This window comes from Streptomyces sp. NPDC059477, from assembly GCF_042749375.1.
Lineage (GTDB): Bacteria > Actinomycetota > Actinomycetes > Streptomycetales > Streptomycetaceae > Streptomyces.
Genome location: NZ_JBHYUG010000001.1, coordinates 210,412 through 236,501 on the forward strand (window position 1 = coordinate 210,412; position 26,090 = coordinate 236,501).

The window sequence follows — 26,090 nt, forward strand, 5'->3', positions numbered from 1 at the left end:
GCCGTACCCCTGGTGCGCCAGCGACGCGAACGATCTGCTCGTGGGAGGAAGCCGTTTGCTGCCGTCGGTGGGTACCTCGAACTGCCACTCGGAAGACGGCTGGTAGGGGGGCATGCGCATTCCTCGCGGGGCCAGGACACGCCCCGGGCACGGGTGCGGGGCATGCGGTTTCGGCTGGTCGTTGACGACGTTAGCGTGCAGGAGTTGTGAAGGGACAAGAAATGACCGGTTCGGAACGAACGGCGGCGCGATCCGGAGGGGCGGCCGAGCAGGTGTCAGCCCCCCACCCCATGACATTCCCCATAGCCCTTCCCCGACCCGCACCAACACCCCACCCCCCGCCCCGGCGGCCAAGCCACCGCACGCCCCCGGGCCGCCAGGGTCGTGGCGTACTGCGGAAGGAGCGTCGGGTCGGAAGGGGACGTGGACTCCGAGGCGGCGAAGGCCTCGTAGGACGGGACCGTGCCCGTGACGATGCCGAGGTTGGGGGTGCCGGAGGCGGCGAGTTCGCGGAGGGAGGACTCTATGGTCGCGAGGTGGGTCCCGTGGGAGGGGTACTCCGACTCCAGGGCGGGGTACGCGGCGAGGAGTTCGGTCAGTTCGGGGGCCGGCCAGTGCAGGACGGCGACCGGGTACGGGCGGGACAGCGCCTCGCGGTAGGCGCCGAGTTCCGCGCGGAGGCGGGAGATCTCGGCCGCCAGCTCCGCCGGGTTGTCCGAGCCCAGGGACCAGACCCGCTTGGGGTCGTGCAGCTCGTCCAGGGTGATCGGCATCGAGTGCAGGCTGTCCGCCAGGACGTCCCAGTCGTCGTGCGGCAGGCCCAGCATGCGGCGGACCCGGTGCCGGCCGAAGAAGAGGGGGTGGGCGGCCACCGGAGGGTGCTCGGCGTCGGCCACCAGGGCCTTCACACCCTGCGTGAACGTCTCCTGCGCCGACTCCAGCTCGTCGTGCGACTCCAGGGACTCCGCGACGATCACCCACGCCGCCGGGTCCCCCGGGGCCGCCGCCCGCAGGCCCTCGATGATCGCCCTGGCCTCCGCCTCATGGCCGTACTCCCACAGGTTCGACGCCTTGAGCGCCCGTACCAGATGCGGGTTGTCCAGGGTGCCGTCGGCGGACAGCAGACGGTCGTAGAGGGCGGTCGCGGCGGGGCGGTCGCCGGACAGTTCGCGGTGGGCGGCGGCCCGCAGCAACAGGGCCTCGGCGTCCTCCGGGTACAGGTCGGCGGTTCGCTCCAGGCGGGCCGCCTCGGCAGGGTGGTCGACGTTCTCGGCAGGCGTGTCGGGGCGCATGGATGACACCGTACTGCCGAGGGGTGACATGGCGGGGGGCAGGTGCGGAAGGTGACCCGGGAGGGCATGCCCTTCGCTCCGTCCTCGGTCATCTCCCTCGCCATGTCACCTGCCTGGAGCGGGGGAGGAGGGGGGAGTGACTCCCCACCCACCCCGGCCCCGGCTCCAGCTCACCCCACCCCGCCCCATCCACCTCACCTCGCCAACGCCACCCCCACCGCCCCCATCCCCGCCAACCCCGCCGACACCACCAGCGCCAGGTCCGTCCCGCCCCCCGGGCTCGTCGCGACCGCGATGGTCACGGCCACGCCCGCGCACGAACCGACGTACCGGAACGTCTGCTGCGCGCCCGAGCCCATCGCCACCCGGGTCGCCGGCACCGACTCCACCGCCAGCAGCGGCAGCGCGGCGTTGAGCAGGCCGGTGCCGATGCCGCCGAGGACCAAGCCGGGGAGCAGCCGGGGCCAGGAGCCGGAGTCCAGGGCGCCGAGCATGGTCAGGACGCCCACCAGGTGCAGGGCGAAACCCAGGGCCAGTTGATGGCGGGGGGACACTCGGCCCGCGAGACGCCGGGTCTGCAACGCCACCACGAACGCCAGCCCCGCCCACACCAGGAACAGCCACGCCGTCGCCAGCGGCGACAGACCCAGGCCGCGTTGCAGCACCGTCGGCAGGTAACTGAACAGGCCGAGCACCGCCAGCCCCATGAACAGCCCCCCGGCGGACGACGCCAGGAAGCGCGGGCTGCGCAGCAGGGACAGGTCGATCATGGGGGCCCGCACCCGGCGTTCCACCCACCCGAACCCGCCCACCAGCACCACCGACGCCAGCAGCAGCCACCCCACCGGCGCCCGCAGCCAGCCGTCCCGGCCCAGCGTCAACGCCGCCACCAGCGCCACCAGCGCCAGCGCGAAGATCACCGCGCCCAGCAGATCAGGGCGCGCTCCCCTGGGCGAACGGGACTCCGTGAGCGTACGGGTGCCCAGTCCCGCCACCACCAGCGCCGCCGCGCCCAGCACCACGTACGCCCATCGCCAGTCGGGCAGCGAGCCGCTCAGCAGGGGGCTCAGCGCGATGCCGCCGCTCAGGGACGCGCCCCATATGCCCGTCGCCCGCACCCGGCCCCGGGGGTCCGGGAACGCGTGGGCGATCAGGCCCAGTGCGCTGGCCAGCACCGCCGCGCTCGCCGCGCCCTGCGCCACCCGCGCCAGCGTGAACTGCAAGGTCGTGGTCGTGAGCGCGCCGAGCGCCGTGGTCAGGCCGAGGCCCAGGGTGCCCAGCAGGAAGATCCGGCGGCGGCCGTAGTCGTCGGCGAGGGTGCCGGCGATCAGAAGGACCGCCGCGAGGCCGAGCGGGGTGCCGTTGAGCAGCCATGCCTGCGCGCTCGGCGTGGTGTGCAGCGCGGCGGCGGTGTCGGCGAGCGTCACCATCGGCGCCGTGTACGTCATCAGGGCCAGGGCGGTGGCGGCGCTGGTGACGGCGAGGGTGGCCCGGGGGGTCGGGGCGGCGGCCGGTGATGCCGTCGATGTCGACGCCCGCTCTAGGGTTCGTTCAGTGAACCTATGCATGGCGTGACCGTATCACTCGTAGGTTCGGTCATTGAACCAAGAGGAGGGAAATTGGCTACAGTGGGGTCATGGCTCTCGGCAAGGACTACGCCACCCAGCAGTGCACGATCGCCCGCGCCCTGGAGGCCGTCGGTGAGCGCTGGACCCTGCTGGTGATCCGCGACGCCCTCTACGGCGTCCGGCGCTACAACGACTTCCTCGTCCACCTCGGCATCCCCCGGGCCGTCCTCGCCGCCCGCCTCCAGGCGCTGACCGCGGACGGGATCCTGGAGAAGCGCCGCTACCAGCAGTCGCCGCCGCGCGACGAGTACGTTCTCACCGACCGCGGCATCGCCCTGTGGCCGGTCGTGCGCTCCCTCGGCCGCTGGGGCGTGGAGCACTACGACCAGCAGACCCTGCGCCTCTTCCGGCACGCCGCCTGCGGCACCGAACTCGGCTCGTACGGCGAATGTCCCGCCTGCGGAACTGTCGTGCCGGTCCCGGACGTTGAGATGGTGCCCGGCCCGGGACTGGACCCGGACCCGGCGGACCCTGTCGGCCGCGCCCTGCTCCAACCCAAGCGGCTGCTGGAGCCGATCGAGACGGCCCCGGTGTAGACGACGGCAGGAACACGAAGCGGACGACGGGAGAGGGAGGAGGGGTCGGTGCAGCTCATTCGGGTCATCCATGCCATCCGTATTCGGGTCATTCGGGCCATTGATGTCACCCGTCCCGTTCGTCGTCCTTCCGTCCTCGCCTCGCTTTCGCCGCTGCTTCTGCTCCTGCCGGTTCTCCCGCTCGTGCTGCCCGACGCCGGTGGGCTCTTCGCCACCGTCGCCCTCGCCGCCACCGCCACGGCCGGCTCCGCGCTCGCCGTCTGCGCGCTGGTCGGCGCGCGGTGCGCACCCGCCGTACCCCCGACCCGGGTGCGTACGGCCATACGGGACCGCAGACGCCGTACGGCCTTCCTGCCCCAGCGTGATCCCGACGCCAAGGGGCGTTCGCGTCCCAGAGCACCGGGTGCCGCCCTGCCGACGGCCGTCGTCGCGTAGGGCACACCTGCTCAGTTCCTGCTCACCACCCCTCCGTGCCCTCGCGCGGGTCGTCATGCCGCCCCACTCGCGACACGACCCAGACCCCCGGAGGGCTCACCCATGTCCGTTCTCGCACGCCTCGTCGAGCAGCTCGCCGAGCTGCTCCAGCCCCTGTTCGACGCCTCGGCGGCGGCTGCCGCGATCATCCTGATCACCCTCTTCGTACGGCTGCTGGTGCACCCGCTGTCCCGGGCCGCCGCCCGTGGCCAGAAGGCGCGGACGGCGTTGCAGCCGAAGATCGCCGAGCTGCGGAAGAAGCACCGGCGCGACCCCGAGCGCCTTCAGCGCGCGCTGCTCGCCCTGCACACGGAGGCGAAGGTGTCGCCGCTGGCCGGACTGCTTCCCGGACTGCTCCAGATCCCCGTCTTCTTCCTCCTCTACCACCTCTTCTCCAGCCCCTCCCTCGGCGGCGAGACCAATCAACTGCTCACCCACGAACTGCTGTCCGCGCCGCTCGGCGACCGCTGGTTCGACGCGCTGGCCGCGGACGGCGTCCTCGGCGGGGCGGGGCTCGTGTACGTGGGGCTGTTCGTGGTGGTGGCCGCGGTCGCCGGGTTCAGCTACGTACGCACCAAGCGGATGATGGCCGAAAGCTCCCCGCTGCCCGCGGGGGATGTGCCGGTGCCGGGGGTGGCCGCGATGACCAAGGTGATGCCCTTCCTGTCCTTCTTCACGCTGGTGACCGTCGCCGTCGTACCGCTGGCCGCCGCGCTGTACGTGGTCACCAGCACGACCTGGGGTGCCGTCGAACGGGCCGTGCTGTACCGCTGATCGGGCCGGCGGCCCATGCCCTTGGTCCAGTGGATGAACCAGGTATTGCGGAGGGGACCGGGAGCTTGGAGGATCGACCAGACCTCCGATGACCGACGACTGATGACCGATGAACGACGACCGATGAACGACGACCGCATGCGTCGGCGGAGTGCGCGCGATCGAGGGAGATGGTGACCATGAAGCTGCTGCGAGTCGGCACGGCCGGGGCGGAGCGGCCCGCGTTGCTCGACACCGGTGGGGTGTTGCGGGATCTGTCCGGGCTGGTGCCCGACATCGACGGGGCGCTCCTCGCCGACGAGGCCGCGCTCGGCCGGATCCGTGCCGCCGCCGACGCCGGTGAGCTGCCCGTGCTGGACGCGGACGGGCTGCGGATCGGGCCGCCGCTCGGGCGGATCGGCAAGATCGTGTGCATCGGGCTCAACTACCACGACCACGCCCGCGAGACGGGCGCCGAGCCGCCCACCGAGCCGGTGCTGTTCTTCAAGGCGCCGGACACGGTGGTCGGCCCGCAGGACACCGTGCTGGTGCCGCGCGGGTCGGTGAAGACCGACTGGGAGGTCGAACTGGCCGTGGTCATCGGACGTACGGCCCGTTATCTGGAGTCCACCGAGGAGGCGCTCGCGCATGTCGCGGGGTACGCGGTGGCGCACGACGTGTCCGAGCGGGAGTTCCAGATCGAGCGGGGCGGCACCTGGGACAAGGGCAAGAACTGCGAGACGTTCAATCCGCTCGGTCCCTGGCTGGTGACGGCCGACGAGGTGCCCGATCCGCAGGCGCTGTCGCTGCGGCTGTGGGTCAACGGGGAGTTGCAGCAGGACGGGTCCACGGCCGAGCAGATCTTCGGGGTGGCGGAGGTCGTGCGGTATCTGAGTCACTTCATGACGCTGTATCCCGGGGATGTGATCAATACCGGGACGCCCGCGGGGGTCGCGCTCGGGCGGCCCGAGCCGAAGCCGTATCTGCGGGACGGGGATGTGGTGGAGCTGGAGGTCGGGGGGTTGGGGCGGCAGCGGCAGGTGTTCCGCGACGCGTAAGCGCTCCGCTTCGGGTGCGTTATTGGGTGCGTGGTCGGGTGCGGGTTTGTGGGGGCTGGTCGCGCAGTTCCCCGCGCCCCTTCCTGCCTGCGTTCGTGTTGGCCGGCGTGACCAGTCGCGCCCTCTTACCGGCGTTCGTGTTGGCCGGTGCGATCAGTTGCCGCCTCGGCCTGGTCGGTCAGGAAGTGGTCCAGGGCCTCCACCACGAAGTTGTGGTCCTGTAGTTGGGGGAGGCCCGATACCGTCACCGCGCCGATCACGCCCACCTCTGCCACGGTGATCGGGAACGAGCCGCCGTGGGCCGCGTACTGGTCCGGGTCCAGGCGGGAGGACTCCTCGAACGTCGTGCCCTTGGCCCGGCAGCGCGCGCCCACCAGGTACGACGCCGAGCCGTACCGCTCCACCACCCGCCGCTTGCGGGCGATCCAGGCGTCGTTGTCCGGGGTGGCACCCGGCAGCGCGGCATGGAAGAGCTGCTGACCGGCCCGGTGGATGTCGATCGCGACCGGCGCCTGCCGCTCCCGGGCCAGCTCCACCAGCAGCGTGCCCAGCGCCCACGCGTCGTCGGCGGTGAAGGTACGGAAGACCAGGCGCCGTTCCTGTGCCTCCAGCTCCTCGACGCCCGGCGTCAGCTCCGGCGTGATCCTCGGGCCCGCCGAAGGCCTTGCGGAGGACTTGGCGGACGGCTTGGCGGAGGAGTGCGGGCGGTTGTGGGCGTGGGTCACAGTGTCACCGTCGATCCGTCTCGGGCCGAACGGCGGGCCGCCTCCAGGACATCGAGGGCGGCAGCCGCCTCCGGCGCGGTCACCGGGTTGGGGGCGCCGTCGCGCAGGGCGGCGGCGATGGCGGCGTAGTACGCGGGATAGTCGCCGGGGAGGGTCGGCTCGGGCCGGCCGCCGCCGGTCAGCGGGGACTCCCCGGAGCCGACCCGACCCCACAGGGCCTCCGGCTCCACGCCCCACGCGCCGCCCGCGTCGCCCGTACCGCCCGCGTCGCCCGTACCGCCCGGGCGTCTGCCCTCCCGCAGATCCGCCTCCTGCGGGTCGAGGCCGTACTTCACATAGCCCGCCGCCGAGCCCAGCACCCGGAAACGCGGGCCGAGCTGGGCCGTCGTCGCGGTCGCGTAGAGGTGGGAGCGGACCCCGCCGGTATGGGTCAGCGCGATGAAGGTGTCATCGTCCGTACGCGCCCCCGGGCGCCGGATGTCCGACTCCGCGTACACCGACGCGACCGGGCCGAACAGCACCAGCGCCTGATCGACGAGATGGCTGCCGAGGTCGTACAGCAGACCTCCGATCTCCGCCGGGTCGCCCGACTCCCGCCAGCCGCCCTTCAGCTGCGGGCGCCAGCGCTCGAAACGGGACTCGAAGCGCCAGACCTCGCCCAGCTCGCCCTCCGCCAGCAGCTTGCGCAGCGTGCGGAAGTCGTTGTCCCAGCGGCGGTTCTGGAAGACGGACAGGAGCAGACCGCGCTCGTCCGCCAGCGCCGCCAGCCCGCGCGCCTCCGCCGCCGTACCGGCGACCGGCTTGTCCACCACGACCGGCAGGCCCGCCTTCAGGGCGGCGGTGGCCAGCGGCACATGGGTGCGGTTCGGCGAGGCCAGGACGATCAGATCCAGCTCGTCGGCGCGGCCGAACAGCTCGTCCACGGTACGCAGGGTCCGTACGCCCGGGAACTTCGCGCGAGCCTGCTCCTGCCGCTCCGGGCTGGAGGTGACCACCGTGTCCAGGACCAGCCCCTTGGTCGCGGCGATCAGCGGGGCGTGGAAGACGGAGCCCGCGAGGCCGTAGCCGACGAGACCCACGCGAAGAGGCGTGCCAGGCGTACCAGTCATGCCGTCCACTTTGGCAACGCTGTTGCCAAAGTGCAAGCGCTGGGGAGAATGGGGCGGTGAACGACGGCAGGACGGTGACCACGATGGACGGCGCGAACGGACTCGGCGGCGCGGGAGTCAACCTCCCCGCCCTGCGCAGCCACAACACCGCCCTCGTCCTCGACCTGCTGCGCACGGCCGGCACCGACGGCATGACCCGCATCAAACTCGCCGAACGCACCGGCCTCACCCCCCAGGCCGTCAGTAAGATCACCGCCCGGCTGCGCGCGGACGGCCTCGCCGCCGAGGCCGGGCACCGCCGCTCGACCGGCGGCAAACCGCGCACGGTCCTGCGGCTGGTGCCCGGCGCCGGGCACGCCGTCGGCGTCCACCTCGACCGCGACGCCCTGCGCGCCGTCCTCGTCGACCTCACCGGAACCGTGGTCGGCGAGACCTCCTGCCCGGTGGACCTGGGCGCGGGCGCGCAGGCGGTGGTCCCGGCGGTGGAGCGGATCGTGGCGGAGGTGACCGGAGAGAGCGCGGGCGAAACCCCGGGTACCGGCCGGGGCATGGGGCTGGTGGGGGTCGGCGTCGCCCTGCCCGGCCCGCTCGACCACGCCCGTGGCATCCTGCACCGCGTCACCGGCTTCCCCGAGTGGGACGGTTACCCGCTGCGCGCCGCCCTCACCGAACGCCTCGGCGCACCGGTCGTCGTGGACAAGGACACCAACGCGGCGGCCCTCCACCTCGCCGTGCACACCACGGCCCGCTCCTTCGCCTACCTCCATCTCGGTACGGGCCTCGGTGCCGGACTCGTCCTCGGCGGCGCCGTGCACCGGGGCGCGCGTACCGGCGCCGGGGAGTTCGGGCACCAGGTCCTCCAGCTCGACGGCCCGCCCTGCACCTGCGGCGACCGGGGCTGCGTCGAGGCCCTGTGCCTGGCGGCGGTCGCCCGCGACGACCTGGCCGGGGCGGCCCGGGTGCTCGGCGCCGGCGCCGCGAACCTCGTCGCGCTCCTCGACATCGACCTCGTCCTGCTCGGCGGCCGGACGGTCACGGCCGCCGGGGACATCTTCGTACGGGGAGTGGCGGACGTCCTCGACGCCCGTGCCCGGCGGGAGAGCCGGGGGGACACCGCCGTACCCGTACGGCTCGCGCCCGGCGGGGAGCGGGGGATCGCGGAGGGGGCGGCACAGCTCCTGCTGGCCCCGGTGTTCGGACGGGCGGACGGGTGACCGGGGCGGCGACCGGGGTGATGGGGGGGGAGTGACCGGTGAGAGAGCCGGCCGGGCGTTGCCGAGCAGCCCCCGCTGGTCCGCCCGGTGGAATTCCGCTGCGCTGATCGAGCGGCGCCCGCCGGTCCGCCGGAGTGGCGGCCCGGCCCCGCCACCTCCCCCCGTCATGTCATGTGTTCATGCGACTGGTCACCCCCGCCGCCCTCTGTCTCGCCGCCGTTGCCGTCCTGTTCCCCGCTCCCCCCACCCGCGCCGCCGACCCCGCCCCCGTCTGCGGCGACCCCGGCGGCCGTGACTTCCCCCTCACCACCCGCATCCACGGCGGCCCCGACTCCTACGCCGCCGGGGGCGGCCCCGGGACCTGGTACGTCGATGTCACCAACACCACCGACCGCGCCTGCTCCGGCATCCACCCGGTCGTCGTCCTCGTAGACGAGGAACGGAAACTGACGGCGGCCCAGCCACGGCTGGAGTTCTCCGACGGCCGGCGAGCGCACACCGTACGGTTCGAGACGACCGACGCGGACGAACTGGTCGCCCCCTTCGAGGCCCGGGACTTCGCCGGACTGTCGGTCGGGGCCGGGCGTACGGCCCGGGTGACGGTACGGCTGTCGGTCACCGCCGACACCGCCCCCAACGACATCACCGCCACCGCCGCCGTCGTACAGCGCCGGAAGGACGACGGCGACTGGGTGGGCCAGTCGAACCCGTACCGGTTCCAGGTGGTGCGTGCGGGGGAGACGCCGGACAGCGGGGCCGGTGCCGGCCCCGGGACACCCCCCAGCCCCGCTCCCACCGCCTCCCCCGGCACCCGCACCACCCTCGCCGACGAACTCGCCAGCACCGGCCTCGGCACCCCGGGCCAGGCCCTCGCCCTCGCCCTGGCCTGCGCCGCCGGCGGCTCCGCGCTGGTGCTCGCCCGCAGGCGGCGCTGACCCTCCAGACGGGTACCCGGTGATCGACGGGGTCCGGATCATCACTTCCTGATTACCCTGGGGGCGTCGGTACGGCGTGGTTCCGGCGCCCCCGCTCAGGCACGTCCCGCCCAGGGACGTTACGCACCAGGAGTGATCGACCCACATGGCAGACCGCAAGCCCATCGCGTCCTGGCTCACCGACATGGACGGAGTGCTGATCCACGAGGGGGTGCCGATCCCCGGCGCCGACGCCTTCATCAAGAAGCTCCGCGAGTCGGGCAAGCCCTTCCTGGTCCTCACCAACAACTCCATCTACACGGCCCGTGATCTGCACGCCCGGCTCACCCGCATGGGCCTGGACGTGCCGGTGGAGAACATCTGGACCTCCGCGCTCGCCACCGCCGAGTTCCTGGACGACCAGCGGCCCGGCGGCTCCGCGTACGTCATCGGCGAGGCGGGCCTGACCACGGCCCTGCACGACATCGGGTACATCCTCACCGACCACGAGCCCGACTACGTGGTCCTCGGCGAGACCCGTACCTACTCCTTCGAGGCCATGACCAAGGCGGTCCGGCTGATCAACGACGGGGCCCGGTTCATCTGCACCAACCCGGACGAGACCGGCCCGTCCGCCGAGGGCCCGCTCCCGGCGACCGGCGCGGTGGCCGCGCTGATCACCAAGGCGACCGGCAAGCAGCCGTACTTCGCGGGCAAGCCCAACCCGCTGATGATGCGCACCGGCCTCAACGCCATCGGCGCCCACTCCGAGACCAGCGCGATGATCGGCGACCGGATGGACACCGACGTCCTCGCGGGCATCGAGGCCGGGATGCGGACCTTCCTGGTGCTGACCGGTCTGACCCGGCCGCACCAGATCGAGGAATTCCCCTACCGCCCGTCGCAGGTCGTGGAGTCCATCGCGGACCTGGTGGACCTGATCTGACCGGCGCCCGCGCCGCCCGTCGAAACCTCCGGACGCCCGGAAACAACCCGTTCGGAGCAGCCGGACCCCGCGCGGGGATGCGTGGTCCGGCCGACCGGGGGAGTCTCCAGATATCTGGAGGTTCACGATGGGTTCCCTGCACATCACGCTATGTACCGGACTCCTGACCGCTGTCACCGCCCTCGCCCCGCTCACCGCGCACGCCGCCGAAGGCACCGGCGGAACCGTCTCCGTCAGCCCCGAGAGCCCGGCCCCGGGCGGCGACATCGCGCTGCGGCTCACCGGCTGCGACGGCGGCACGGCCACCGCGGTCTCGGCGGCGTTCGTCTCGGAGGCCAGGCTCACCGGCTCCGGCGGCACGGTCACCGGCGAGACCCGGATCCGCACCTCGCTGAAGATCGGCGCGTACGCCGTACAGATCACCTGCGGCGACCGCACGGCCAGGGGCAACATCCAGGTGGCAGAACACAGAACCGGCACCGACTCCGGCACCGACTCCGGCACCGACTCCGGCACCGGCACCGGCACCGGCACCGGCACCGATACCGACCCGGCCACCGCCCCTCACCCCTCCACACCCCCCTCACCCACCGCCCCCGTCCGCGCGGGCGGCGGTGGCGCCTCGGCCCACCTCACCCCCACCGCCGCCGACGCCGACCGCGAGGGCCCCGGCACCGCCCACGCCATCACCGGTCTGCTGCTGGCCGGGGCCGCCGCCGTGGCCGTCATCCTGCGCGGCGCTCGCAAGAGCCGCCGGACCCGGTGAGACGGCCCGACCATGACCGAACGTGACCACGCCCCCGGCACCGGGCGGCTGCTGACCGGTGTGGCCTGGGCGCTGCTGCTGCTCGGGCTGTGGCTGTGGGGCCGCGAGGTGACCGACCTGCGCGAGGGCATATCCGCCCCCACCACCGGCGATGTGGCCGCCGTGGGCCGCCCCGCCCAGGCCGAACTGCCCCCACCCGCCCCACCCCTCGCCGACGCGGGCCCGCAACGCCTCGACATCCCCGGCATCGGCGTCCAGGCCCCCGTCGTCGCCCGCGGCCTGGACCGGGCGGGCGCCATCGACCCACCGCCCTACGACCAGGCCGGCACCGTCGGCTGGTACGCGGCCGGCGCCAAGCCCGGCGCCGCGGGCACCGCCCTGATGGTGGGCCATGTCGACACCGAGACCCGCCCCGCCGTCTTCTACAAGGTCAGCACCCTGCAACCCGGCGCACGGATCAGGGTGGTCCGCGACGACGGCAGGGTCGCCGAGTTCACCGTCGACGACGTCCAGGTCCTCACCCGCGACGACTTCGACGCCCAGCGCGCGTACGGCCCCCGCGAGTCGGGCCGCGCCGAACTCCGCCTGATCACCTGCGGCGGCACCTTCGACCGTACGACCCGCAGCTACACGGCGAACGTGATCGTGTCGGCGTACCTGACGAGCACGGCCCGCTGACCCCCCCTCCCCGTAACAGCTCCGGGACAGCCGCCATCGGCGCCCTCGTGGCCGTGCCGGGACGTATGTCAGGATTGAGCACACGAGAAGTCACCCAAGGGGGAGCTGGATGTACGGCAGCAGGGGGGCGGGGCGACTGCGCGCGCCCGCGGCGGCGCTGGGGGCGGCGCTGCTGATAGCGGGTTGCTCGTCGGGGGACGACGGTGACGAGCCGGACTCGGGGATCTCACAACAGCCCAAGGGCGCCGACCCGTTCTGGGTCAACCCGGACAGCAACGCGGCGGACCAGGTCGCGGCCTACGAGAAGGACGGCAAGCAGGCCGAGGCGGACGAGATCCGCAAGATCGCGGAGTACCCGACCGGCGAGTGGATCAGCCCGGAGAGCCCCGAGGACCAGGCCCGCGGCTTCACCGAGGCCGCCGCGGCGGCCGACCGCACGGCGCTGCTGGTCCTCTACAACATCCCGCACCGCGACTGCGGCCAGTACTCGGGCGGCGGCGCGGCCGACGGCAACGCCTACCGCTCCTGGATCGACGGCGTGGCCGCGGGCATCGAGTCGCGCGCGGCGACGGTCGTCCTGGAACCCGACGCGGTACTGCACCTGGTCGACGGCTGCACGCCGGGCGAGTTCCACGAGGAGCGCTACGACCTCCTCAAGTACGCCATCGACAAGCTCGGGAACCTGCCCGCCACCCAGGTCTACCTGGACGCGGGCAACGCGGGCTGGGGCAACCCGGAGCAGATCTTCGACCCCCTGAACCGGGCCGGTGTCGCCCAGGCCGACGGCTTCTCGGTGAACGTCTCGAACTTCTACACCACCGACGACTCCATCGCCTACGGCAAGGAACTCTCCGCGAAGATCGGCAACAAGCCCTTCGTCATCGACACCAGCCGCAACGGCAACGGCCCCTACACCGAGGGCGACCCCGGCGAACGCTGGTGCAACCCCCCCGGCCGCGCCCTGGGCGAAACCCCCACGACCAACACGGCCGACCCCCTGGTCGACGCCTACGTCTGGGTCAAACGCCCAGGAGAATCGGACGGCGAATGCAAGGACGGCCCCAAGGCGGGCGAATGGTGGCCCGACTACGCCTTGAAACTGGCAGAAGCCACAACGCCGTAAAGGGGCGCGGGGCTGTATCGATGTGCGGCTCCGCCGCGTGGGCGCGAGAAACCACAACGCTCCCGCAGGTAAAGAACAACCTGCGGGAGCGTTGTGGTACAGGCTACGGAACCTGGACCCACTGAGCCTCGCTAGGCGTCCCTTGATCATCCGTAACGAACAACATGTACCACCCCGCCTGCACCAGATTCCGATTCTCCGGCACGGTAACCGTCACCTCGTCCCCCGACACCTCCATGTCCAGGGCGATGGACCGCTGATCCACATCGGTGACATGCGTGGACGCACTGGGCCGAATCAACCGCGCCGACTCCAAGGAAGACGCGTGCTGGGACGTGAACGTCCCCGATTCCCCCCGCTCGATGGTGTCCGGCCCCCCGGACAGCGTCGGCTGCGCCCCCTGGAAGAGATACGGCGGCGTATAGATCTCGATCCGCTGCTCGAACTCACCCGGCTTGGTGTTCGCCTTGTCCGCGTAGAGCGAGTCGGACCCGAAGAACATCACCCGCCCGTCCGGCAGCAGAATCGACCCGGAGTGATAGTTGCGCCCCACCAGCGGATCGGCGACCCGTTCCATCGAATTCGTCTCGGCGTCGTACATATGCGCCTGGAGGATGTTGGAGTCCCCGCGCCCGCGATAGTCCTCGGATCCGCCCGAGATGAGGACGGAGTCATCCGGCAGCACGGACGCCATCGGATACCGCGTCCCCTTCTCCAGCGACGGCCCGTCCACGAACTTCGGATCGTCGGCACTCAGGTCGGCGATCCGGGTCTTCTCGCTGGACAGCTGCGACTCACCGACCCCGCCGCCGCCGATCACCATGTACTTCTCGTCCTGCGCGGGCGGCAGCAGCACACTGTTCGCGGTCTCCAGCATGTTCGCGTCGCTCATGCCGGGCACCTCGGTGAACTCGTTGGTCTCCACGTCCCAGATACCGGGATCGCGCCCCACGTCGTCCGGCCCGTACCCGGCGTTCGCCCCCGAGTAGAAGATCTTCCCGTTCTGCATCAGGAACAGCGCGGGATAGGTCGGGAACTGCCGTACTTCCTCGGTGTACTCCCAGGTCTGGGTCTCGGGGTCGTAGACCTCGTTCTTGCCCGGGACCAGCTGCCCGATGTCATCGAGCCCGGAGACACTCAGCACCTTTCCGTCGCTCAGCGTGGTGAGCGTCGGATACCAGCGTGCCTCGTTCATCGGATCGACCTTGATGTACTTCTCGGCGATCGGATCGAACTCGTACGCGTCCCGGATGCCCTGGAAATCCTTCTTGTCCAGGGCGAGTTTCTCCGCGATGCCATACGTGTTGCGGGTGTCGGCGCCGCTGAGGCCCTGCACCCGGTAGTTGTCCTGGGTGCCGGTCTCGTACTCCGCGCCGGATTTCTGCGCCTCGACATAGATACGGCCGAGTCCGGGGTCGTTGCGCAGGAATTCCCCGGTCTCCGGGTCGAAGACCTTCTCGGCGCGCGGCACCAGCACCGGGTCCTTGGAGACGAACGTCTTGCCGTTCTCCTTGCCGGTGAACTTGGTGCCCGCGGGCAGCGTGATCGGCTTGTCCGGGTTCTCGTTGTGGACGACCATCAGGCCACCGGCCTTGGTGACATCGCCCTCAAGCTTCTCGTACCGCTTGGTGCCGCCGGCGATCAGCAGATTGCCATTGGCGAGCTGGGTGTGCCCGGTGCAGAACAGGTCGGTCGGGGTCGGCACCTTCTTGATGGTGTCCTTGACCGGGTCCCAGATCCGGGTGTCGAACTGCTTCGCGTCGAAATTGTCCTGGTCGTTGCCCGACCCGGCGACCAGCAGCACCTTTCCGGTCCGCAGCAGCGCCGCGTGAATGGTGTTCTGCTTGTACTCGTCGGGGAACTCGACGACCTCCCACTTGCCGTTCTCGGCTTTGTACTCGGGTCGGTTGATCTGGTACTGGTGGTATTTCTCCGAGCCGAAGCGGTAGAGCCACGGCCCGTTCATGCCGGCCAGCGCGAGTACCACCACCGTGCCGATCGCGAGTCGACGGGCGCGACGGCGGCCTCCACGGTCGTTCATTCCTTACGTCCCCCAAGTCCACCAAGGGCGATCTGCATGGTCTGGTCATTGCCCGCACCCGGGGCGCCCTGGCCACCCGGCGGCTGACCGGAAGCGGCCCAGCTGGGCCGCTGCTGCGGCGCGTGCGGTGTGTGCGCCGCGTGCTGCCCGGACCCCGGCGAACCCGGCGCCCCCGTGGGCAGCGGCTGCGGCTGGTACTGCTGATTCGTGCCCGGGGCGCCGGGCGCCCCCGACGCCGCGTCCTGCGGCCCTGCCCCCGGCCCGGGCGCGGCGGGCCGCTTCTTCGCCTCCCGCAGCGACCAGCGCCACGCGAAGATCGGCGTCGCGGTGATCAGCATGGCGAAGATCGCCCAGATGATCATCGCCGGGTGCGAGTGGCCGAAGGCGAAACCGGCGCCGATCGAGGCACCGAAGATCAGGATGAAGTACCAGTGGTAGCGGAAGGTCCCGAACCAGCGGTCCGGGCTCGCCGAATCGCCCTTGGGCGTCACCACGAACTTGCTCTTGCGCCGCAGCGCCGCGTCGATCAGCGCCTTCGCGTACAGCGGCGCCGACAGCGCGGACATCACCATGCCGGCCACCCCGCCGGAGCCCTCCGGCTCGTGCGGGGAGACATTGTGGCGGCGGTTCCAGACGTACAGGCCGATCTGGAGGGCGGAGGCGTTGCCGTACAGCATCAGCCAGACCACCGGGTCGATATTGACACCCGAGGCGCCCAGGCCCAGGAACAGCGCGCAGCTCAGCGCCGCCAGGATCCAGTTCAGGGCCGACATCGGATAGAAGATGATCATCATCGTGTAGTTGAAGAGCTTGCTCGGCGGCAGCGAGTACCAGCCCTTCCAGTACTGCTTGAGGATCGTCTCGTACGTCCCCCGTGACCAGCGCATCTGCTGGGTGAAGAAGTCCGTCCAGGCGCTCGGGCCCTCACCGACGGCGAGCACGTCCGGGGTGTAGACCGAGCGCCATTTGTTGCCGGTGGCCGGGTTCTTCGCGCGGTGGATCTCGAACCCGGTCGCCATGTCCTCGGTGATCGAGTCGTACAGCCCGCCGATCTGCTTCAGCGCCGTGATCCGCACCGCGTTGGAGGTGCCGACGAACATCGGGGCGCCGTACTTGTTCCCGGCGCGCTGGATCAGGGCGTGGAAGAGGAACTGCTGGGACTCGGCGGCCTTGGTGACGAAGGAGTCGTAGTTGCCGTACACCTGCGGGCCGATCACGAAGCCGATGTCCGGGTCGCGGAAGAAGCCGAGCATCCGCTCCAGATAGTTGGGCAGCGGTACGTGGTCGGTGTCGACGGAGGCGAAGAAGTCGTAGTCGCCGCCGTGCGCCTCCAGCCAGGCGTTGTAATTGCCGTGCTTGGTCTTGGCGCGGTGCGGGCCCTTCGTCCGGTTCCACTTGGCGATGCCCTTGCGGGAGAAGTGGTGCACGCCGAGCCGGGCGCACACCTCCTTCACGTCCGGGTCGTCGCCCTCGTCGAGCAGCCAGACATGCATCAGACCCCGGTGGCGCAGCTTGACGGCCGCCTCCAGGGTCTTGGTCACCATCTCCAGCGGCTCCTTGCCGGGCACGAAGGAGGTGAGGAAGGCGACTTTGGTGCCGGTCTCGGGCACCACCGGGACGGGGTCGCGCGCGACGAGGGTGGCGTGCGCGTTGGACAGCACGTTCATGCAGCGGAAGAACTCGATCAGACCGATCGAGACCAGCATCACGACATCGAGGGCGGGCAGGAAGTCGTAGGCCGGGTAGTCGCGTTCGGTCCAGTGCGCGGGCTGGAGCAGCCAGGCGAGCAGGACCACCGACAGCAGCGGCGCGGCGGCCAGCATCAGCGCCACGCGTATGCGGTGCGGCTCCTGGGAGATCAGCGACCGGTACTGCACCTTGTACGGCTTGTTCGGGTCGGGCTGGGTGAGGGGGCCCGCGAGCCGGCTGTAGTGCTCGTAGTCGTACCGGGGCAGGGTCTTCTTGATCCGGCGGAAGGCACCCGTGTTGCCGGTGCGATGCGACGGCACTCTGAGCTGAGTGGTCTCGGACGGGTCGGAGTCCTGCCGGGCACCCGTCGGCCTCGACGTCATGAGTCATCCCCCCACACGCGGGTGGTCCCACGTGTCTGTCGGTTCGTTTCGCCTGCTGAGGTCCCCCTCGACCCTTCGCAGACGTATCAGTGGTGGGCCACGGTCACCACCTCGTCCACAGCCTATAGACATGGAACAGCGACCCGCCGGTTGCATGATGCCCCCCTCGGCATCCGTTCAGGAACGGGCCCCCTCTCCCCGCGATGAACGGCGACCGGTTCCCCGCCCCCCAACAGGCGCGTATCCGCAGCCTCTTCCACACCAGGGTTCTACGGCGTTCAGCATGATCGCAAGACGCTCTACACGGTATTTACCGGTCATACACGACCAATGGGACGTCTGTGTCGAGCCGGGCGCGAGATACGGGAGTGTGGGAAAGCCGACAGGCCCCCTCGGATGGAGGGAGCCTGCCGTGTCGTGCGCCGCCAGGGACTCGAACCCCGGACCCGCTGATTAAAAGTCAGCTGCTCTAACCAACTGAGCTAGCGGCGCCTGCCGACCCCGGAAACTTTACCGGACCGCCCGGGGTGCTCCGGACCACCGGCGGGCGCGGGACGGCCTCCGGCGGTGGTCCGGAAAGGGGCCGGTCGGGGTCGGGAAGGGGCCCGGAAGCGGGATTTCGGACCCTGAGTACATCATTCGGACCGTCAGAATGCGCGTTGTGCCGACAGTTGGGAAAAACTGATCAACGTGCACAGCCGCGGACCTTTCCAGCAGAAGCGTGAACAGAAATGTGAGGGGAATCGCATGGAGTCTCCGGCATTCGAGGAGATCGATCCGGTGAGCGATTGCGACTGTCCCGGCTGCCGCCGGCGACGGCACACCCGGCCGCAGTCGTCGCATTCCCGGTATTCCCCGGGCCCGCTGGGTTTCCGGGGTTTCCCGGGCGCGGCCCGTCCGGCGGCCGTCCACCGGGTCGTGGTGGTCGCCGCCGCGGCCTCCGCCCTCGGCGCGGGGCTCGCCCTGCCGGCCGCCGCCGCCCCCCACGCCCCGGGCCGCCCCGGCGTTCCGGTGGCCGACGAACCGGACACCCCGCAGGGCAGCAAGGCCCCGCTGCACGGCCCGGGGGGCACCCCGGCGCCCCCGGTGGTCCCCACGCCGGGCTCGATCACCCGCGCGGAGATCATCAACCGGGCGAAGACGTGGGTCGCGGCGAAGGTGCCGTACAGCATGGCCGAGTACTGGACCGACGGTTACCGGCAGGACTGCTCGGGCTATGTCTCGATGGCCTGGAAACTGGCCGGCAACGAATGGACCGGCTCCCTCGACAAGTACGCGGTGAAGATTTCCAAGGAGGAACTCCAGCCCGGCGACATGCTGCTGTTCCACAATCCCGCGAACCCCGAGAAGGGCTCGCACGTCGTCCTTTTCGGCGGCTGGACGGACTACACCCGTTCCTCCTACATCGCCTACGAGTCCACCCGCCCGCACGCCCGCCGCCAGGCCACGCCGTACGCCTACTGGGCGAATTCCGGGCGGTACGTCCCTTACCGTTACAAGGGCGTCGCCGAAAGCCCGCCGGGCACCGGCGGTGAAAAGGAACCGGTCGTCGCCAAGCCGCCGACGACCCCGTTCCCGGGGGCGGCGTCCTTCGGTCCCGGCGCCAACAACAAGTACGTCACCCAGCTCGGCCAGATGCTGGTCAAGCGGGGCGGCGCCCGCTTCTACACCTCGGGCCCCGGCCCGGTCTGGACCGACGCCGACCGCCGGGCGACCCAGGCGTTCCAGCGGGCCCAGGGCTGGACGGGCAGTGCCGCCGACGGCATCCCCGGCCCGCAGACCTGGAACCTGCTGGTCACCGGCAAGGGCAAGAGCATCCCGGCAGCCGCCGCGGCGGGCCCCCCGGCCCCGAGCAAGCCACCCGCCCCGAGCAAGCCACCCGCTCCCACCAAGCCCTCGACACCCACCAAGCCCCCGGCACCCGTCCCGCCCCGGGTGCCGCCCTACCCCGGGGCGGCCGTGTTCCGCCCGGGGGTGACCAGCCCCTACGTCACCCAGCTCGGAAAACAGCTGGTCAAGAAGGGATATGGCCGGTTCTACGCATCCGGCCCCGGCCCGCGCTTCGGGGACGCGGACCGCCGTGCCGTCGAGGCGTTCCAGCGGGCCCAGGGCTGGCGGGGCGCGGCGGCGGACGGCTACCCGGGCCCGGAGACCTGGCGCCGCCTGTTCACCTGACGCCCCGCCTCCGACCGTCCCTCCCCATCACAGGGCCCTCCCCATCACAGGGCCCTCACCCCACCCACCACCCCCATCACCCACACGCCCCCCATCACCCCCATCACCCCCATCGTCATGACGCACCCGGCGCGGAGGCTGGCGGCACCCATGAACACGTACGACGACCTGAGCACCTCACCCGAACCCGAGCCCTCCGACGCCCTCGGACCGGCGCCGGGCCGCCCGGCCCCCCGGCTGATCCAGAACGAGGCCACCACCGAGATCCCGGTCCATCTGCTCTTCCGTGACGAACCCGACCCCCAGCCGGTGCCACTGCGCCCGGCCGTGGTGAACCGGCGCCAGGGCACCGGCGAGCAGCCCCGCACCCGGCGCCCGATGCCCGCGAAGCCGCGCCCGGTGGCGCAGGTCGACCCGGAGCTGGTGGAGCACCCGGCGCGGGTGCTGCCCGCGTCGGCCGGGGTGCTGGCCGGGCTCGGCGGGGCGGCAGGGTGCGCGGCCGTCTCGTGGTGGGCCGGGGTGCTGCCCCCGCTGGCCGAGGCGGCGCTGGGGCTGCCCGCGTCCGCCGGGGCGGGGCTCGGCCCGGTCCAGTGGGCGGCGTACACGGGCGCCGGGGCGCTCGCCCTGTTCGGCTTCGGCGGGCTCGCGCGCGGCGGGACCGGGCGGGCCTGGGTCCTCGGTCTCTTCGGCCGCTACCGGGGGACGGTCCGGCGCACCGGTCTGATGTGGGTCAACCCGCTGCTGCTGCGCCGCCGGGTGGACGTCCGGCTGCGGCACTGGCGCAGCGAGCCGATGCACGGGGCCGACGGCAGCGGGGTCGCGCTGCGGGTGGTGGTGCTGGTGTCGTGGCGGGTGCGGGACACCGCGCGGGCCGTGCTGGGCGTCGAGGACCACGAGAGCTATCTGCGCGAGTGCGTGGAGTCGGCGCTGGCCCGGGTGGCGGTGGAGCCGCCGGGCGCCGCCCGCGCCCCGGTGGCGGCGGACACCCTGACCCGGCTGGTGTCGGGGGACGCGGCCGTGGTGGGCCTGGAGGTGTTCTCGGTGCAGCCGGTGCGGGTGGAGTACGCGCCGGAGGTGGCCGCCGCGATGCACCGGCGCCGGATCGCCGCGCTGGACGCCCAGCAGCGGGCGACCATGCTCACCTCGGTCGTCGACTCGGTCGAGGACACGGTGACCCGGCTGACCATGCGCGGCCTGGTCGAGCTGGACGACTACGAACGCAAGGTCCTGGTACGGGACTTGACGGTGGCCTTCTGCTCGGGACGGGCCGGGGACACCGCGCACTGACACGTGTGCGGCCGGGTCTTCCCTGGTCATGGCCAGGTTCCGAGATTGGTATGGACATGTTCAACTAACGGCAATACATTATTGCTTGGTCTAGACCTGCACGGCTCACTGATCTCACCCCCACGTTCTCCCCAGGAGCGGCAGATTATGCGCACTAGGACCAAGCTCTACGCCACCGCCGTGGGAATGGCGACCACCGGGGCACTCGTGCTCTCGTCCCCGGGCGCCACCGGCCACGGCTACACCGACCTCCCCCTCAGCAGGCAGAAGGCCTGCCAGAACGGCACCGTCACCAACTGCGGCAACATCCAGTGGGAGCCGCAGAGCGTCGAGGGCCCGAAGGGCTTCCCGGCGAGCGGACCGGCCGACGGGTCGATCTGCAACGCCGGGAACGGGCAGTTCGCCCAGCTCAGCGCGCCGAAGACGCCGTCCGGTGCGGCCTGGCCCGCCACCAAGGTCACCGGCGGCCAGAGCTACAACTTCCGCTGGCAGTTCACCGCCATGCACGCCACCAGCGACTTCAAGTACTACATCACCAAGGCGGGCTGGAACCAGAACCGCAACCTCACGCGCGCGGACCTCAACCTGACCCCGTTCCTCACCGTCCCCTACAACAACCAGCGCCCGCCGCAGACCCTGTCCCACTCGGGCACCATCCCGTCGGGGCTGAGCGGACGTCATGTCATCGTGGCGGTCTGGACCGTCGCCGACACGACGAACGCGTTCTACGCCTGCTCGGACGTCACTTTCTGACGCAGGCCGGGCTGACCCCCGCGCACGCCGGCACCGGCCCCACCGGTGCCGGCGTCCGTGCGGAGGGTGCCTGGAGATACGTCGAAGGGCCTCCCGCTCCCACGGAAGGCCCTTCGTCGGTGCGCCGCCAGGGACTCGAACCCCGGACCCGCTGATTAAGAGTCAGCTGCTCTAACCAACTGAGCTAGCGGCGCATGACCCGTGCCGACCGCGTTTTCATGCTCTCGCGGGCGGCGACGGGAAAAATACTACCCGCTCCACAGGGGTGCTCCGGACCACCCGGAAACGGGCCCGGAGATCCATCGGAAGGGCCCTAGATCGCGAGCGACAGCAGCACCGGGGCCGCGTTGCGGTTGAGGGTGTCGGCGGCCTGGCGCAAGCGGTGGGCGTGCTCGACGGGCAGCGACAGGGCGAGGCAGCCGGCCGCCGAGCCCGCCGTGATCGGTACGGCCGCGCAGACCGTGCCGATCGCGTACTCCTGGAGATCCAGCACCGGCACGGTCGGCGGCTGGGCCGCCAGCCGGGACAGCAGTTGCCTGTCGCTGGTGATGGTGCGGGAGGTGAGCCGGACCGCCCGGTGCCGGGAGAGATGGTCGCGCCGCCCGTTGTGGTCGAGCTGGCCGAGCAGGCTCTTGCCGAGGGCGGTGGCGTGCGCGGAGTGGCGGAAGTCCACCCACTCGTTGACCACCGGCATCCCCGGGCCCGCCGCGTACTGGGTGACCTTGACCTCGCCGTCCACGTACCGGCTCAGATAGACGGCCGCGCCCACCGAGTCGCGCAGCCGGTCCAGGGTGCGCTGGAGCTGGGCCCGCAGCGCCTGATCCCTGCGGTGCGCGGAGCCGAGCCGGGCCAGCGCCTCGCCCGCCACATGGGTGCCGTCCGTGAGCTGCTCGACGTAGCCCTCGCGGCGCAGCATCCGCAGCAGCCCGGTCAGCCGCTCGCCGCCGAGCCGGGTCCGGCGGGCCAGCTCGGTGCCGGTGACCCCCGTCGGGTGCCGTGCCACCGTCTCCAGGACCCGCAGGGCGTCCTGGGCCGAGTGGTACGGCGCGGTCGGCTCGTGCGTCAGCGTCACGGTGTCTCCCGGTCGCTCGGCCCTGATCCCTGATCCGGTCGGCGGATCCTCCCCACGATAACCGCCACCCACCCCTCCGGAAGAGGCGGTTGGCGAGAACACACCCCTTCCCACGGGGGGAAAGGTCCGACGGCATATGCCACAGGCATGATCACTCATCCCTGCCTGTGCCCGCCCCAGCCCCCCTCACAGCACCGCACCCAGGAACTCCCGGGTCCGCGCCTGCTCCGGGTCGCCGAAGATCTTCTCCGGCGGGCCCGACTCGATCACCCGACCCGAGTCGAACATAAGTACGGTATCGGAGATGTCCCTGGCGAAATTCATCTCATGGGTCACGCACAGAAGCGTGATGTCCGTGCTGCGCGCGATGTCCCGCAGGACGTCGAGCACCCCGGCCACCAGCTCCGGGTCCAGCGCCGAGGTCACCTCGTCCAGGAGCAGGATCTCCGGGCGCATGGCCAGCGCCCGCGCGATGGCCACCCGCTGCTGCTGACCGCCGGAGAGCCGGGTCGGATGCGCGTCCACCTTGTCGCTCAGCCCGACCAGGTCCAGCAGCTCACGCGCCCGCTCCTCGGCCTGGGCGCGCTCGACGCCGAGCACGGTGACCGGCGCCTCGGTGATGTTCTGGAGCACATTCATGTTCGGGAACAGATTGAACTGCTGGAAGACCATCCCGATCTTCCGGCGGATCACCCGCTGGTACTTCTCGCTCGCCGGCCGGAGCCGCCCGTCCGGGCCCGGCATGTGGGACAGCGGGGTGCCGTCCACGGTGATGGTCCCGGAGCTGACCGGCTCCAGCGTCATCAGCAGCCGCAGGATGGTGGTCTTGCCCGAGCCGCTCGGCCCGATCAGCGTCACATGCCTGCCCCGCTCGACGGTGAAGTCGAGCTGGTCGAGCACCACATGGTCGCCGTACCGCTTGACCACCCGGTCGAACTCCACCAGCGGCCCGGCCGGGTCGGGGCCCGGCGGGACGCCGGTGACGGTCTTCCGCGACGGATCAACGGTCTTCCGCGACGGACCTACGGTCCTCCGCGACGGATCAACGGATTTCTGTGACGGATCAACGGTCTTCTGCGACGGATCAGTGGCCAAGGCGTTTCTCCAGCTTTCTCATCGCGAGCGAGGTCGGGTAGCTCGCCAGCAGGAAGATCAGACCGGCGAGGGTGAAGGTCTCGACGTAGGCGAAGTGATAGGCCCCGTACTCCCGCGCCTCGGCGACCATCTCGGTGACCGTGATCACGGCCAGGAAGGGTGTCTCCTTGAACATGGAGATCGCGTAGTTGCCCAGCGCGGGCAGCACCTTGCGCACGGCCTGCGGCAGGATCACCGCCTGCCAGGTGCGCCGCGGCGACATCGACAGCGCCCGGCACGCCTCCCACTGCCCCTTCGGCACGGCGTCGATCCCGGCCCGGTAGACCTCCGACAGATACGCGGCGTAGTGGACACCGAGCACGGCGATGCCGATGGTCAGCGGATCGACGGTGTGGAACACCGCGTACGCGGCGACCAACTGCACCAGCAGCGGCGTCGAGCGCACGAACTCCATGACGGCCTTCACCGGCACGGTCACCAGCCGGGTCGGCGCCCGCCCCGCGACCGCCACGGCCAGCCCGAGCACGGCGGCGACCAGCGTGCCCAGCACGGTCGCCAGCAGCGTCGTCCGGAACCCCTCCCACAGCAGGGGCAGCGAATCGCGTACGGCGTTCCAGTCCCAGTCGTAGTTCACCGCGCCCCTCCCGTCGTGGCACCGGTCTTCGCCACCCGCGCCCGGAGCGCCGCCCGCGTCCCGGACCGGCCGTCGAGCCGACCCCTGGCGTGCCGCTCCAGGGCGTTCATCAGCAGGGTCAGCGCGTAGGCCAGCACGAAGTACAGGACCAGCAGGGTCAGATACGCCGCCGCCGACTCACCCGTGCGGTCCCGCATCTGCTGCACGACCGTCGTCAGATCTGCCGCCGAGATCAGCCACAGCAGCGGCGTGCACTTCAGCAGCTGGATCAGCAGATTCGTGAACGACGGGATCATCTGCGGCCACGCCTGCGGCAGGATCACCCGCCGCATCCGCTGCGCCGGCGACATGTTCAGCGCGACGGCCGCCTCCCACTGCGCCTTCGGTACGGCGTTCAGCGCGCCGCGCACCACCTCGGAACCGTAGGCCCCGTAATTGATGCCCAGGGCGACCACCCCACAGAACAGCGGCGACAGTTCGTAGCCGATGAGCAGCGGAAGGGCGTAGTACAGCCAGAACAACTGGACGTACAGGGAGGTGCCGCGGAAGAACTCCACCAGCACCCGGGACACCCCGCGCACCAGCGCCGCCCGGCCGCGGGCCATGAAACCGAACCCGAACGCCAGGACGAGCGCGAGGGCCGAGCCCAGCACGGTGGCCGCGACGGTCACCCCGAGGCCGGACCACACCTCGGGCAGATGGGCGAAGAAGTATGTGTAGAAGTCACCCATGGGTGCGCGTCCCCGTCACGCCTGGCACAGGTCGGCGGTCCTGAGGTCGGCCGGCGGGATGGTGTCCTCGCCGAAGCCGTACTCGCTGAGCAACTGCACATACCGGCCCCGGTCGGAGGTGATCTTCTTCAGCTCGCGGTTGAAGGCGTCCCGCACCTCCTCGCCGCCCTGCCGGAAGACGGCGCCCCCGGGGCTGTACTGCTTCACCCCGTCGACCTCCGGCACGAACGACCGGGTCACCTCCAGGCCGCTGTTGTTCTTCGCGAGCCAGTTCAGCGAGATGCCGGTGAGCAGGAACGCGTCGACCCGGCCGGCCTTGACCGCGTCGGCGCCGTCCTGCGGCTTCTGGAGTGTCCTGATGTCACCGTCGGCGATCCCGGCGCCGGTGGCGTAGCCCTTCTCGACCGCGCCCGACATCACCCCGATCACCGCCCCGGCGTCCTTGGCGGAGGCCAGGTCGGTGAGGTCCTTCGGGTTGCCCTGCTCGACCATCAGCGCGGTGGGCGAGATGAACTCCGGCTCGGAGAACAGCGTCTTCGCGCAGCGCTCCGGGGTGATCGCCATCCCGGCGCTGATCACGTCGTACTTCCCCGCCTGGAGCCCCGGGATCAGCCCGTCCCACTCGGAGAAGGCGGGCCGCAGCTCGGCCACCCCGAGGGCCTGGAAGATCTCCCGGTGCAGCGTGGGTGCCTCCCCCTTGAGCTGCCCGTCCTCCTCATAGCCGTACGGCGCCTCATTGGCGTAGGCGACCCGGACGTAGCCCTGCTCCTTGAGCTTGTCCAGCCCGGCGGCCTCGCCGCCCGCGTCCGTCCTGCTGCACGCGGTCAGCAGTCCGGGCACCGTGAGCGCGCCGCCGACGGCCGCCGTTCTGGTGAGAAAGACCCTGCGGGACAGCTGCGGGAATGAGGTCATGGACGTGCCTCCAGATGTGGTGCTCTCGTACCGGTCGCGACCAGTTCTCCCGCCTGCCCGATGGCGGGAAGCTATGCCCGGACCCGGCTCGATGTGATGAAA

24 protein-coding genes and 2 tRNA genes are annotated in these 26,090 nt (G+C 71.2%); 13 read left to right on the forward strand and 13 right to left on the reverse strand.

Annotation, left to right across the window (positions count from 1 at the left end; translation table 11 throughout):
* Positions 1-275: 275 nt before the first annotated feature.
* Both ACFXAZ_RS00995 and ACFXAZ_RS01000 read right to left on the reverse strand, forming a co-directional pair.
* The gene (locus tag ACFXAZ_RS00995) at positions 276-1,292 is read right to left on the reverse strand and encodes a hypothetical protein (protein ID WP_384583008.1); all 1,017 of its coding nucleotides are present in this window, start codon (positions 1,290-1,292) and stop codon (positions 276-278) included.
* A gap of 194 nt (positions 1,293-1,486) precedes the next feature.
* The gene (locus ACFXAZ_RS01000; RefSeq protein ID WP_384583011.1) at positions 1,487-2,860 is read right to left on the reverse strand and encodes an MFS transporter; all 1,374 of its coding nucleotides are present in this window, start codon (positions 2,858-2,860) and stop codon (positions 1,487-1,489) included.
* 68 nt (positions 2,861-2,928) lie between these two features.
* Here ACFXAZ_RS01000 and ACFXAZ_RS01005 point away from each other — a divergent pair, with 68 nt between their 5' ends.
* From ACFXAZ_RS01005 to ACFXAZ_RS01020, 4 genes are all read left to right on the forward strand, one after another.
* Positions 2,929-3,456, forward strand: coding sequence for a winged helix-turn-helix transcriptional regulator (locus tag ACFXAZ_RS01005; protein ID WP_384583014.1), 528 nt, complete (start codon positions 2,929-2,931; stop codon positions 3,454-3,456).
* Positions 3,457-3,555: 99 nt separating this feature from the next.
* Positions 3,556-3,891, forward strand: coding sequence for a DUF6412 domain-containing protein (locus ACFXAZ_RS01010; protein ID WP_384583118.1), 336 nt, complete (start codon positions 3,556-3,558; stop codon positions 3,889-3,891).
* Positions 3,892-3,993: 102 nt separating this feature from the next.
* Entirely contained in the window at positions 3,994-4,704 is a 711-nt protein-coding gene (locus ACFXAZ_RS01015) for a YidC/Oxa1 family membrane protein insertase (RefSeq protein WP_384583017.1), read from the forward strand.
* Between the two features lie 179 nt (positions 4,705-4,883).
* Positions 4,884-5,741, forward strand: coding sequence for a fumarylacetoacetate hydrolase family protein (locus ACFXAZ_RS01020; RefSeq protein ID WP_384583019.1), 858 nt, complete (start codon positions 4,884-4,886; stop codon positions 5,739-5,741).
* A gap of 125 nt (positions 5,742-5,866) precedes the next feature.
* Here the strand turns inward: ACFXAZ_RS01020 and ACFXAZ_RS01025 are convergent, their stop codons facing one another.
* Both ACFXAZ_RS01025 and ACFXAZ_RS01030 read right to left on the reverse strand, forming a co-directional pair.
* Positions 5,867-6,385 (reverse strand): heme-degrading domain-containing protein, encoded by a 519-nt coding sequence (locus ACFXAZ_RS01025; protein WP_384583121.1) that lies wholly within the window; start codon positions 6,383-6,385, stop codon positions 5,867-5,869.
* Positions 6,386-6,462: 77 nt separating this feature from the next.
* Positions 6,463-7,575 (reverse strand): Gfo/Idh/MocA family oxidoreductase, encoded by a 1,113-nt coding sequence (locus ACFXAZ_RS01030; RefSeq protein WP_384583022.1) that lies wholly within the window; start codon positions 7,573-7,575, stop codon positions 6,463-6,465.
* Positions 7,576-7,658: 83 nt separating this feature from the next.
* Between ACFXAZ_RS01030 and ACFXAZ_RS01035 the strand changes: the two genes are divergently transcribed.
* The 6 genes from ACFXAZ_RS01035 (at position 7,659) to ACFXAZ_RS01060 (ending at position 13,216) form a co-directional block, all read left to right on the forward strand.
* On the forward strand, positions 7,659-8,789 hold the full coding sequence (locus ACFXAZ_RS01035; protein WP_384583123.1) for an ROK family protein: 1,131 nt from the start codon (positions 7,659-7,661) through the stop codon (positions 8,787-8,789).
* Positions 8,790-8,968: 179 nt separating this feature from the next.
* Positions 8,969-9,724, forward strand: coding sequence for a hypothetical protein (locus tag ACFXAZ_RS01040; RefSeq protein WP_384583025.1), 756 nt, complete (start codon positions 8,969-8,971; stop codon positions 9,722-9,724).
* A gap of 145 nt (positions 9,725-9,869) precedes the next feature.
* Positions 9,870-10,649 (forward strand): HAD-IIA family hydrolase, encoded by a 780-nt coding sequence (locus ACFXAZ_RS01045; protein WP_384583028.1) that lies wholly within the window; start codon positions 9,870-9,872, stop codon positions 10,647-10,649.
* 127 nt (positions 10,650-10,776) lie between these two features.
* Positions 10,777-11,415 carry a hypothetical protein gene (locus ACFXAZ_RS01050; protein WP_384583031.1) on the forward strand — a complete coding sequence of 213 codons (639 nt, stop codon included), beginning with the start codon at positions 10,777-10,779 and terminating at the stop codon, positions 11,413-11,415.
* A 12-nt stretch (positions 11,416-11,427) separates the two neighbouring features.
* Complete coding sequence (locus ACFXAZ_RS01055) at positions 11,428-12,093, forward strand: class F sortase (protein WP_384583034.1); 666 nt, start codon at positions 11,428-11,430, stop codon at positions 12,091-12,093.
* Positions 12,094-12,202: 109 nt separating this feature from the next.
* Positions 12,203-13,216 carry a glycoside hydrolase family 6 protein gene (locus tag ACFXAZ_RS01060; RefSeq protein WP_384583036.1) on the forward strand — a complete coding sequence of 338 codons (1,014 nt, stop codon included), beginning with the start codon at positions 12,203-12,205 and terminating at the stop codon, positions 13,214-13,216.
* A gap of 103 nt (positions 13,217-13,319) precedes the next feature.
* Here the strand turns inward: ACFXAZ_RS01060 and ACFXAZ_RS01065 are convergent, their stop codons facing one another.
* From ACFXAZ_RS01065 to ACFXAZ_RS01075, 3 genes are all read right to left on the reverse strand, one after another.
* Complete coding sequence (locus ACFXAZ_RS01065; RefSeq protein WP_384583039.1) at positions 13,320-15,257, reverse strand: galactose oxidase-like domain-containing protein; 1,938 nt, start codon at positions 15,255-15,257, stop codon at positions 13,320-13,322.
* Positions 15,254-17,329 (reverse strand): glycosyltransferase family 2 protein, encoded by a 2,076-nt coding sequence (locus tag ACFXAZ_RS01070; protein WP_384583042.1) that lies wholly within the window; start codon positions 17,327-17,329, stop codon positions 15,254-15,256. The genes ACFXAZ_RS01065 and ACFXAZ_RS01070 overlap by 4 nt, the downstream gene beginning before the upstream one ends.
* Before the next feature lie 418 nt (positions 17,330-17,747).
* Positions 17,748-17,821: transfer RNA gene (locus ACFXAZ_RS01075), tRNA-Lys, on the reverse strand.
* 255 nt (positions 17,822-18,076) lie between these two features.
* Here ACFXAZ_RS01075 and ACFXAZ_RS01080 point away from each other — a divergent pair.
* From ACFXAZ_RS01080 to ACFXAZ_RS01090, 3 genes are all read left to right on the forward strand, one after another.
* Positions 18,077-19,504 carry a peptidoglycan-binding protein gene (locus ACFXAZ_RS01080; RefSeq protein ID WP_384583045.1) on the forward strand — a complete coding sequence of 476 codons (1,428 nt, stop codon included), beginning with the start codon at positions 18,077-18,079 and terminating at the stop codon, positions 19,502-19,504.
* Between the two features lie 150 nt (positions 19,505-19,654).
* Positions 19,655-20,791 carry an SPFH domain-containing protein gene (locus tag ACFXAZ_RS01085; protein WP_384583048.1) on the forward strand — a complete coding sequence of 379 codons (1,137 nt, stop codon included), beginning with the start codon at positions 19,655-19,657 and terminating at the stop codon, positions 20,789-20,791.
* Positions 20,792-20,938: 147 nt separating this feature from the next.
* Positions 20,939-21,544, forward strand: coding sequence for a lytic polysaccharide monooxygenase (locus tag ACFXAZ_RS01090; protein WP_384583051.1), 606 nt, complete (start codon positions 20,939-20,941; stop codon positions 21,542-21,544).
* A gap of 120 nt (positions 21,545-21,664) precedes the next feature.
* Here the strand turns inward: ACFXAZ_RS01090 and ACFXAZ_RS01095 are convergent.
* The 6 genes from ACFXAZ_RS01095 to ehuB form a co-directional block, all read right to left on the reverse strand.
* A tRNA-Lys gene (locus tag ACFXAZ_RS01095) sits at positions 21,665-21,738 on the reverse strand.
* A 119-nt stretch (positions 21,739-21,857) separates the two neighbouring features.
* On the reverse strand, positions 21,858-22,616 hold the full coding sequence (locus tag ACFXAZ_RS01100; RefSeq protein ID WP_384583054.1) for an IclR family transcriptional regulator: 759 nt from the start codon (positions 22,614-22,616) through the stop codon (positions 21,858-21,860).
* 186 nt (positions 22,617-22,802) lie between these two features.
* The gene (ehuA, locus tag ACFXAZ_RS01105) at positions 22,803-23,561 is read right to left on the reverse strand and encodes an ectoine/hydroxyectoine ABC transporter ATP-binding protein EhuA (protein WP_384583126.1); all 759 of its coding nucleotides are present in this window, start codon (positions 23,559-23,561) and stop codon (positions 22,803-22,805) included.
* A gap of 139 nt (positions 23,562-23,700) precedes the next feature.
* Positions 23,701-24,345: an ectoine/hydroxyectoine ABC transporter permease subunit EhuD gene (ehuD, locus tag ACFXAZ_RS01110; RefSeq protein ID WP_384583057.1), complete on the reverse strand. Its 645-nt coding sequence runs from the start codon at positions 24,343-24,345 to the stop codon at positions 23,701-23,703.
* Positions 24,342-25,076, reverse strand: a complete 735-nt coding sequence (ehuC, locus tag ACFXAZ_RS01115; RefSeq protein WP_384583060.1) for an ectoine/hydroxyectoine ABC transporter permease subunit EhuC — start codon at positions 25,074-25,076, stop codon at positions 24,342-24,344. The genes ehuD and ehuC overlap by 4 nt, the downstream gene beginning before the upstream one ends.
* A gap of 15 nt (positions 25,077-25,091) precedes the next feature.
* Complete coding sequence (gene ehuB / locus ACFXAZ_RS01120) at positions 25,092-25,988, reverse strand: ectoine/hydroxyectoine ABC transporter substrate-binding protein EhuB (protein ID WP_384583063.1); 897 nt, start codon at positions 25,986-25,988, stop codon at positions 25,092-25,094.
* Positions 25,989-26,090: the final 102 nt, after the last annotated feature.

Bases quoted from the DNA above. Each gene is read 5' to 3' on its own strand.
- ACFXAZ_RS00995 (WP_384583008.1), bottom strand. From the start codon at position 1,292: ATGCGCCCCGACACGCCTGCCGAGAACGTCGACCACCCTGCCGAGGCG.
- ACFXAZ_RS01000 (WP_384583011.1), bottom strand. From the start codon at position 2,860: ATGCATAGGTTCACTGAACGAACCCTAGAGCGGGCGTCGACATCGACG.
- ACFXAZ_RS01005 (WP_384583014.1), top strand. From the start codon at position 2,929: ATGGCTCTCGGCAAGGACTACGCCACCCAGCAGTGCACGATCGCCCGC.
- ACFXAZ_RS01015 (WP_384583017.1), top strand. From the start codon at position 3,994: ATGTCCGTTCTCGCACGCCTCGTCGAGCAGCTCGCCGAGCTGCTCCAG.
- ACFXAZ_RS01020 (WP_384583019.1), top strand. From the start codon at position 4,884: ATGAAGCTGCTGCGAGTCGGCACGGCCGGGGCGGAGCGGCCCGCGTTG.
- ACFXAZ_RS01030 (WP_384583022.1), bottom strand. From the start codon at position 7,575: ATGACTGGTACGCCTGGCACGCCTCTTCGCGTGGGTCTCGTCGGCTAC.
- ACFXAZ_RS01035 (WP_384583123.1), top strand. From the start codon at position 7,659: ATGGACGGCGCGAACGGACTCGGCGGCGCGGGAGTCAACCTCCCCGCC.
- ACFXAZ_RS01040 (WP_384583025.1), top strand. From the start codon at position 8,969: ATGCGACTGGTCACCCCCGCCGCCCTCTGTCTCGCCGCCGTTGCCGTC.
- ACFXAZ_RS01045 (WP_384583028.1), top strand. From the start codon at position 9,870: ATGGCAGACCGCAAGCCCATCGCGTCCTGGCTCACCGACATGGACGGA.
- ACFXAZ_RS01050 (WP_384583031.1), top strand. From the start codon at position 10,777: ATGGGTTCCCTGCACATCACGCTATGTACCGGACTCCTGACCGCTGTC.
- ACFXAZ_RS01055 (WP_384583034.1), top strand. From the start codon at position 11,428: ATGACCGAACGTGACCACGCCCCCGGCACCGGGCGGCTGCTGACCGGT.
- ACFXAZ_RS01060 (WP_384583036.1), top strand. From the start codon at position 12,203: ATGTACGGCAGCAGGGGGGCGGGGCGACTGCGCGCGCCCGCGGCGGCG.
- ACFXAZ_RS01065 (WP_384583039.1), bottom strand. From the start codon at position 15,257: ATGAACGACCGTGGAGGCCGCCGTCGCGCCCGTCGACTCGCGATCGGC.
- ACFXAZ_RS01070 (WP_384583042.1), bottom strand. From the start codon at position 17,329: ATGACGTCGAGGCCGACGGGTGCCCGGCAGGACTCCGACCCGTCCGAG.
- ACFXAZ_RS01080 (WP_384583045.1), top strand. From the start codon at position 18,077: ATGGAGTCTCCGGCATTCGAGGAGATCGATCCGGTGAGCGATTGCGAC.
- ACFXAZ_RS01085 (WP_384583048.1), top strand. From the start codon at position 19,655: ATGAACACGTACGACGACCTGAGCACCTCACCCGAACCCGAGCCCTCC.
- ACFXAZ_RS01090 (WP_384583051.1), top strand. From the start codon at position 20,939: ATGCGCACTAGGACCAAGCTCTACGCCACCGCCGTGGGAATGGCGACC.
- ehuC (WP_384583060.1), bottom strand. From the start codon at position 25,076: ATGGGTGACTTCTACACATACTTCTTCGCCCATCTGCCCGAGGTGTGG.
- ehuB (WP_384583063.1), bottom strand. From the start codon at position 25,988: ATGACCTCATTCCCGCAGCTGTCCCGCAGGGTCTTTCTCACCAGAACG.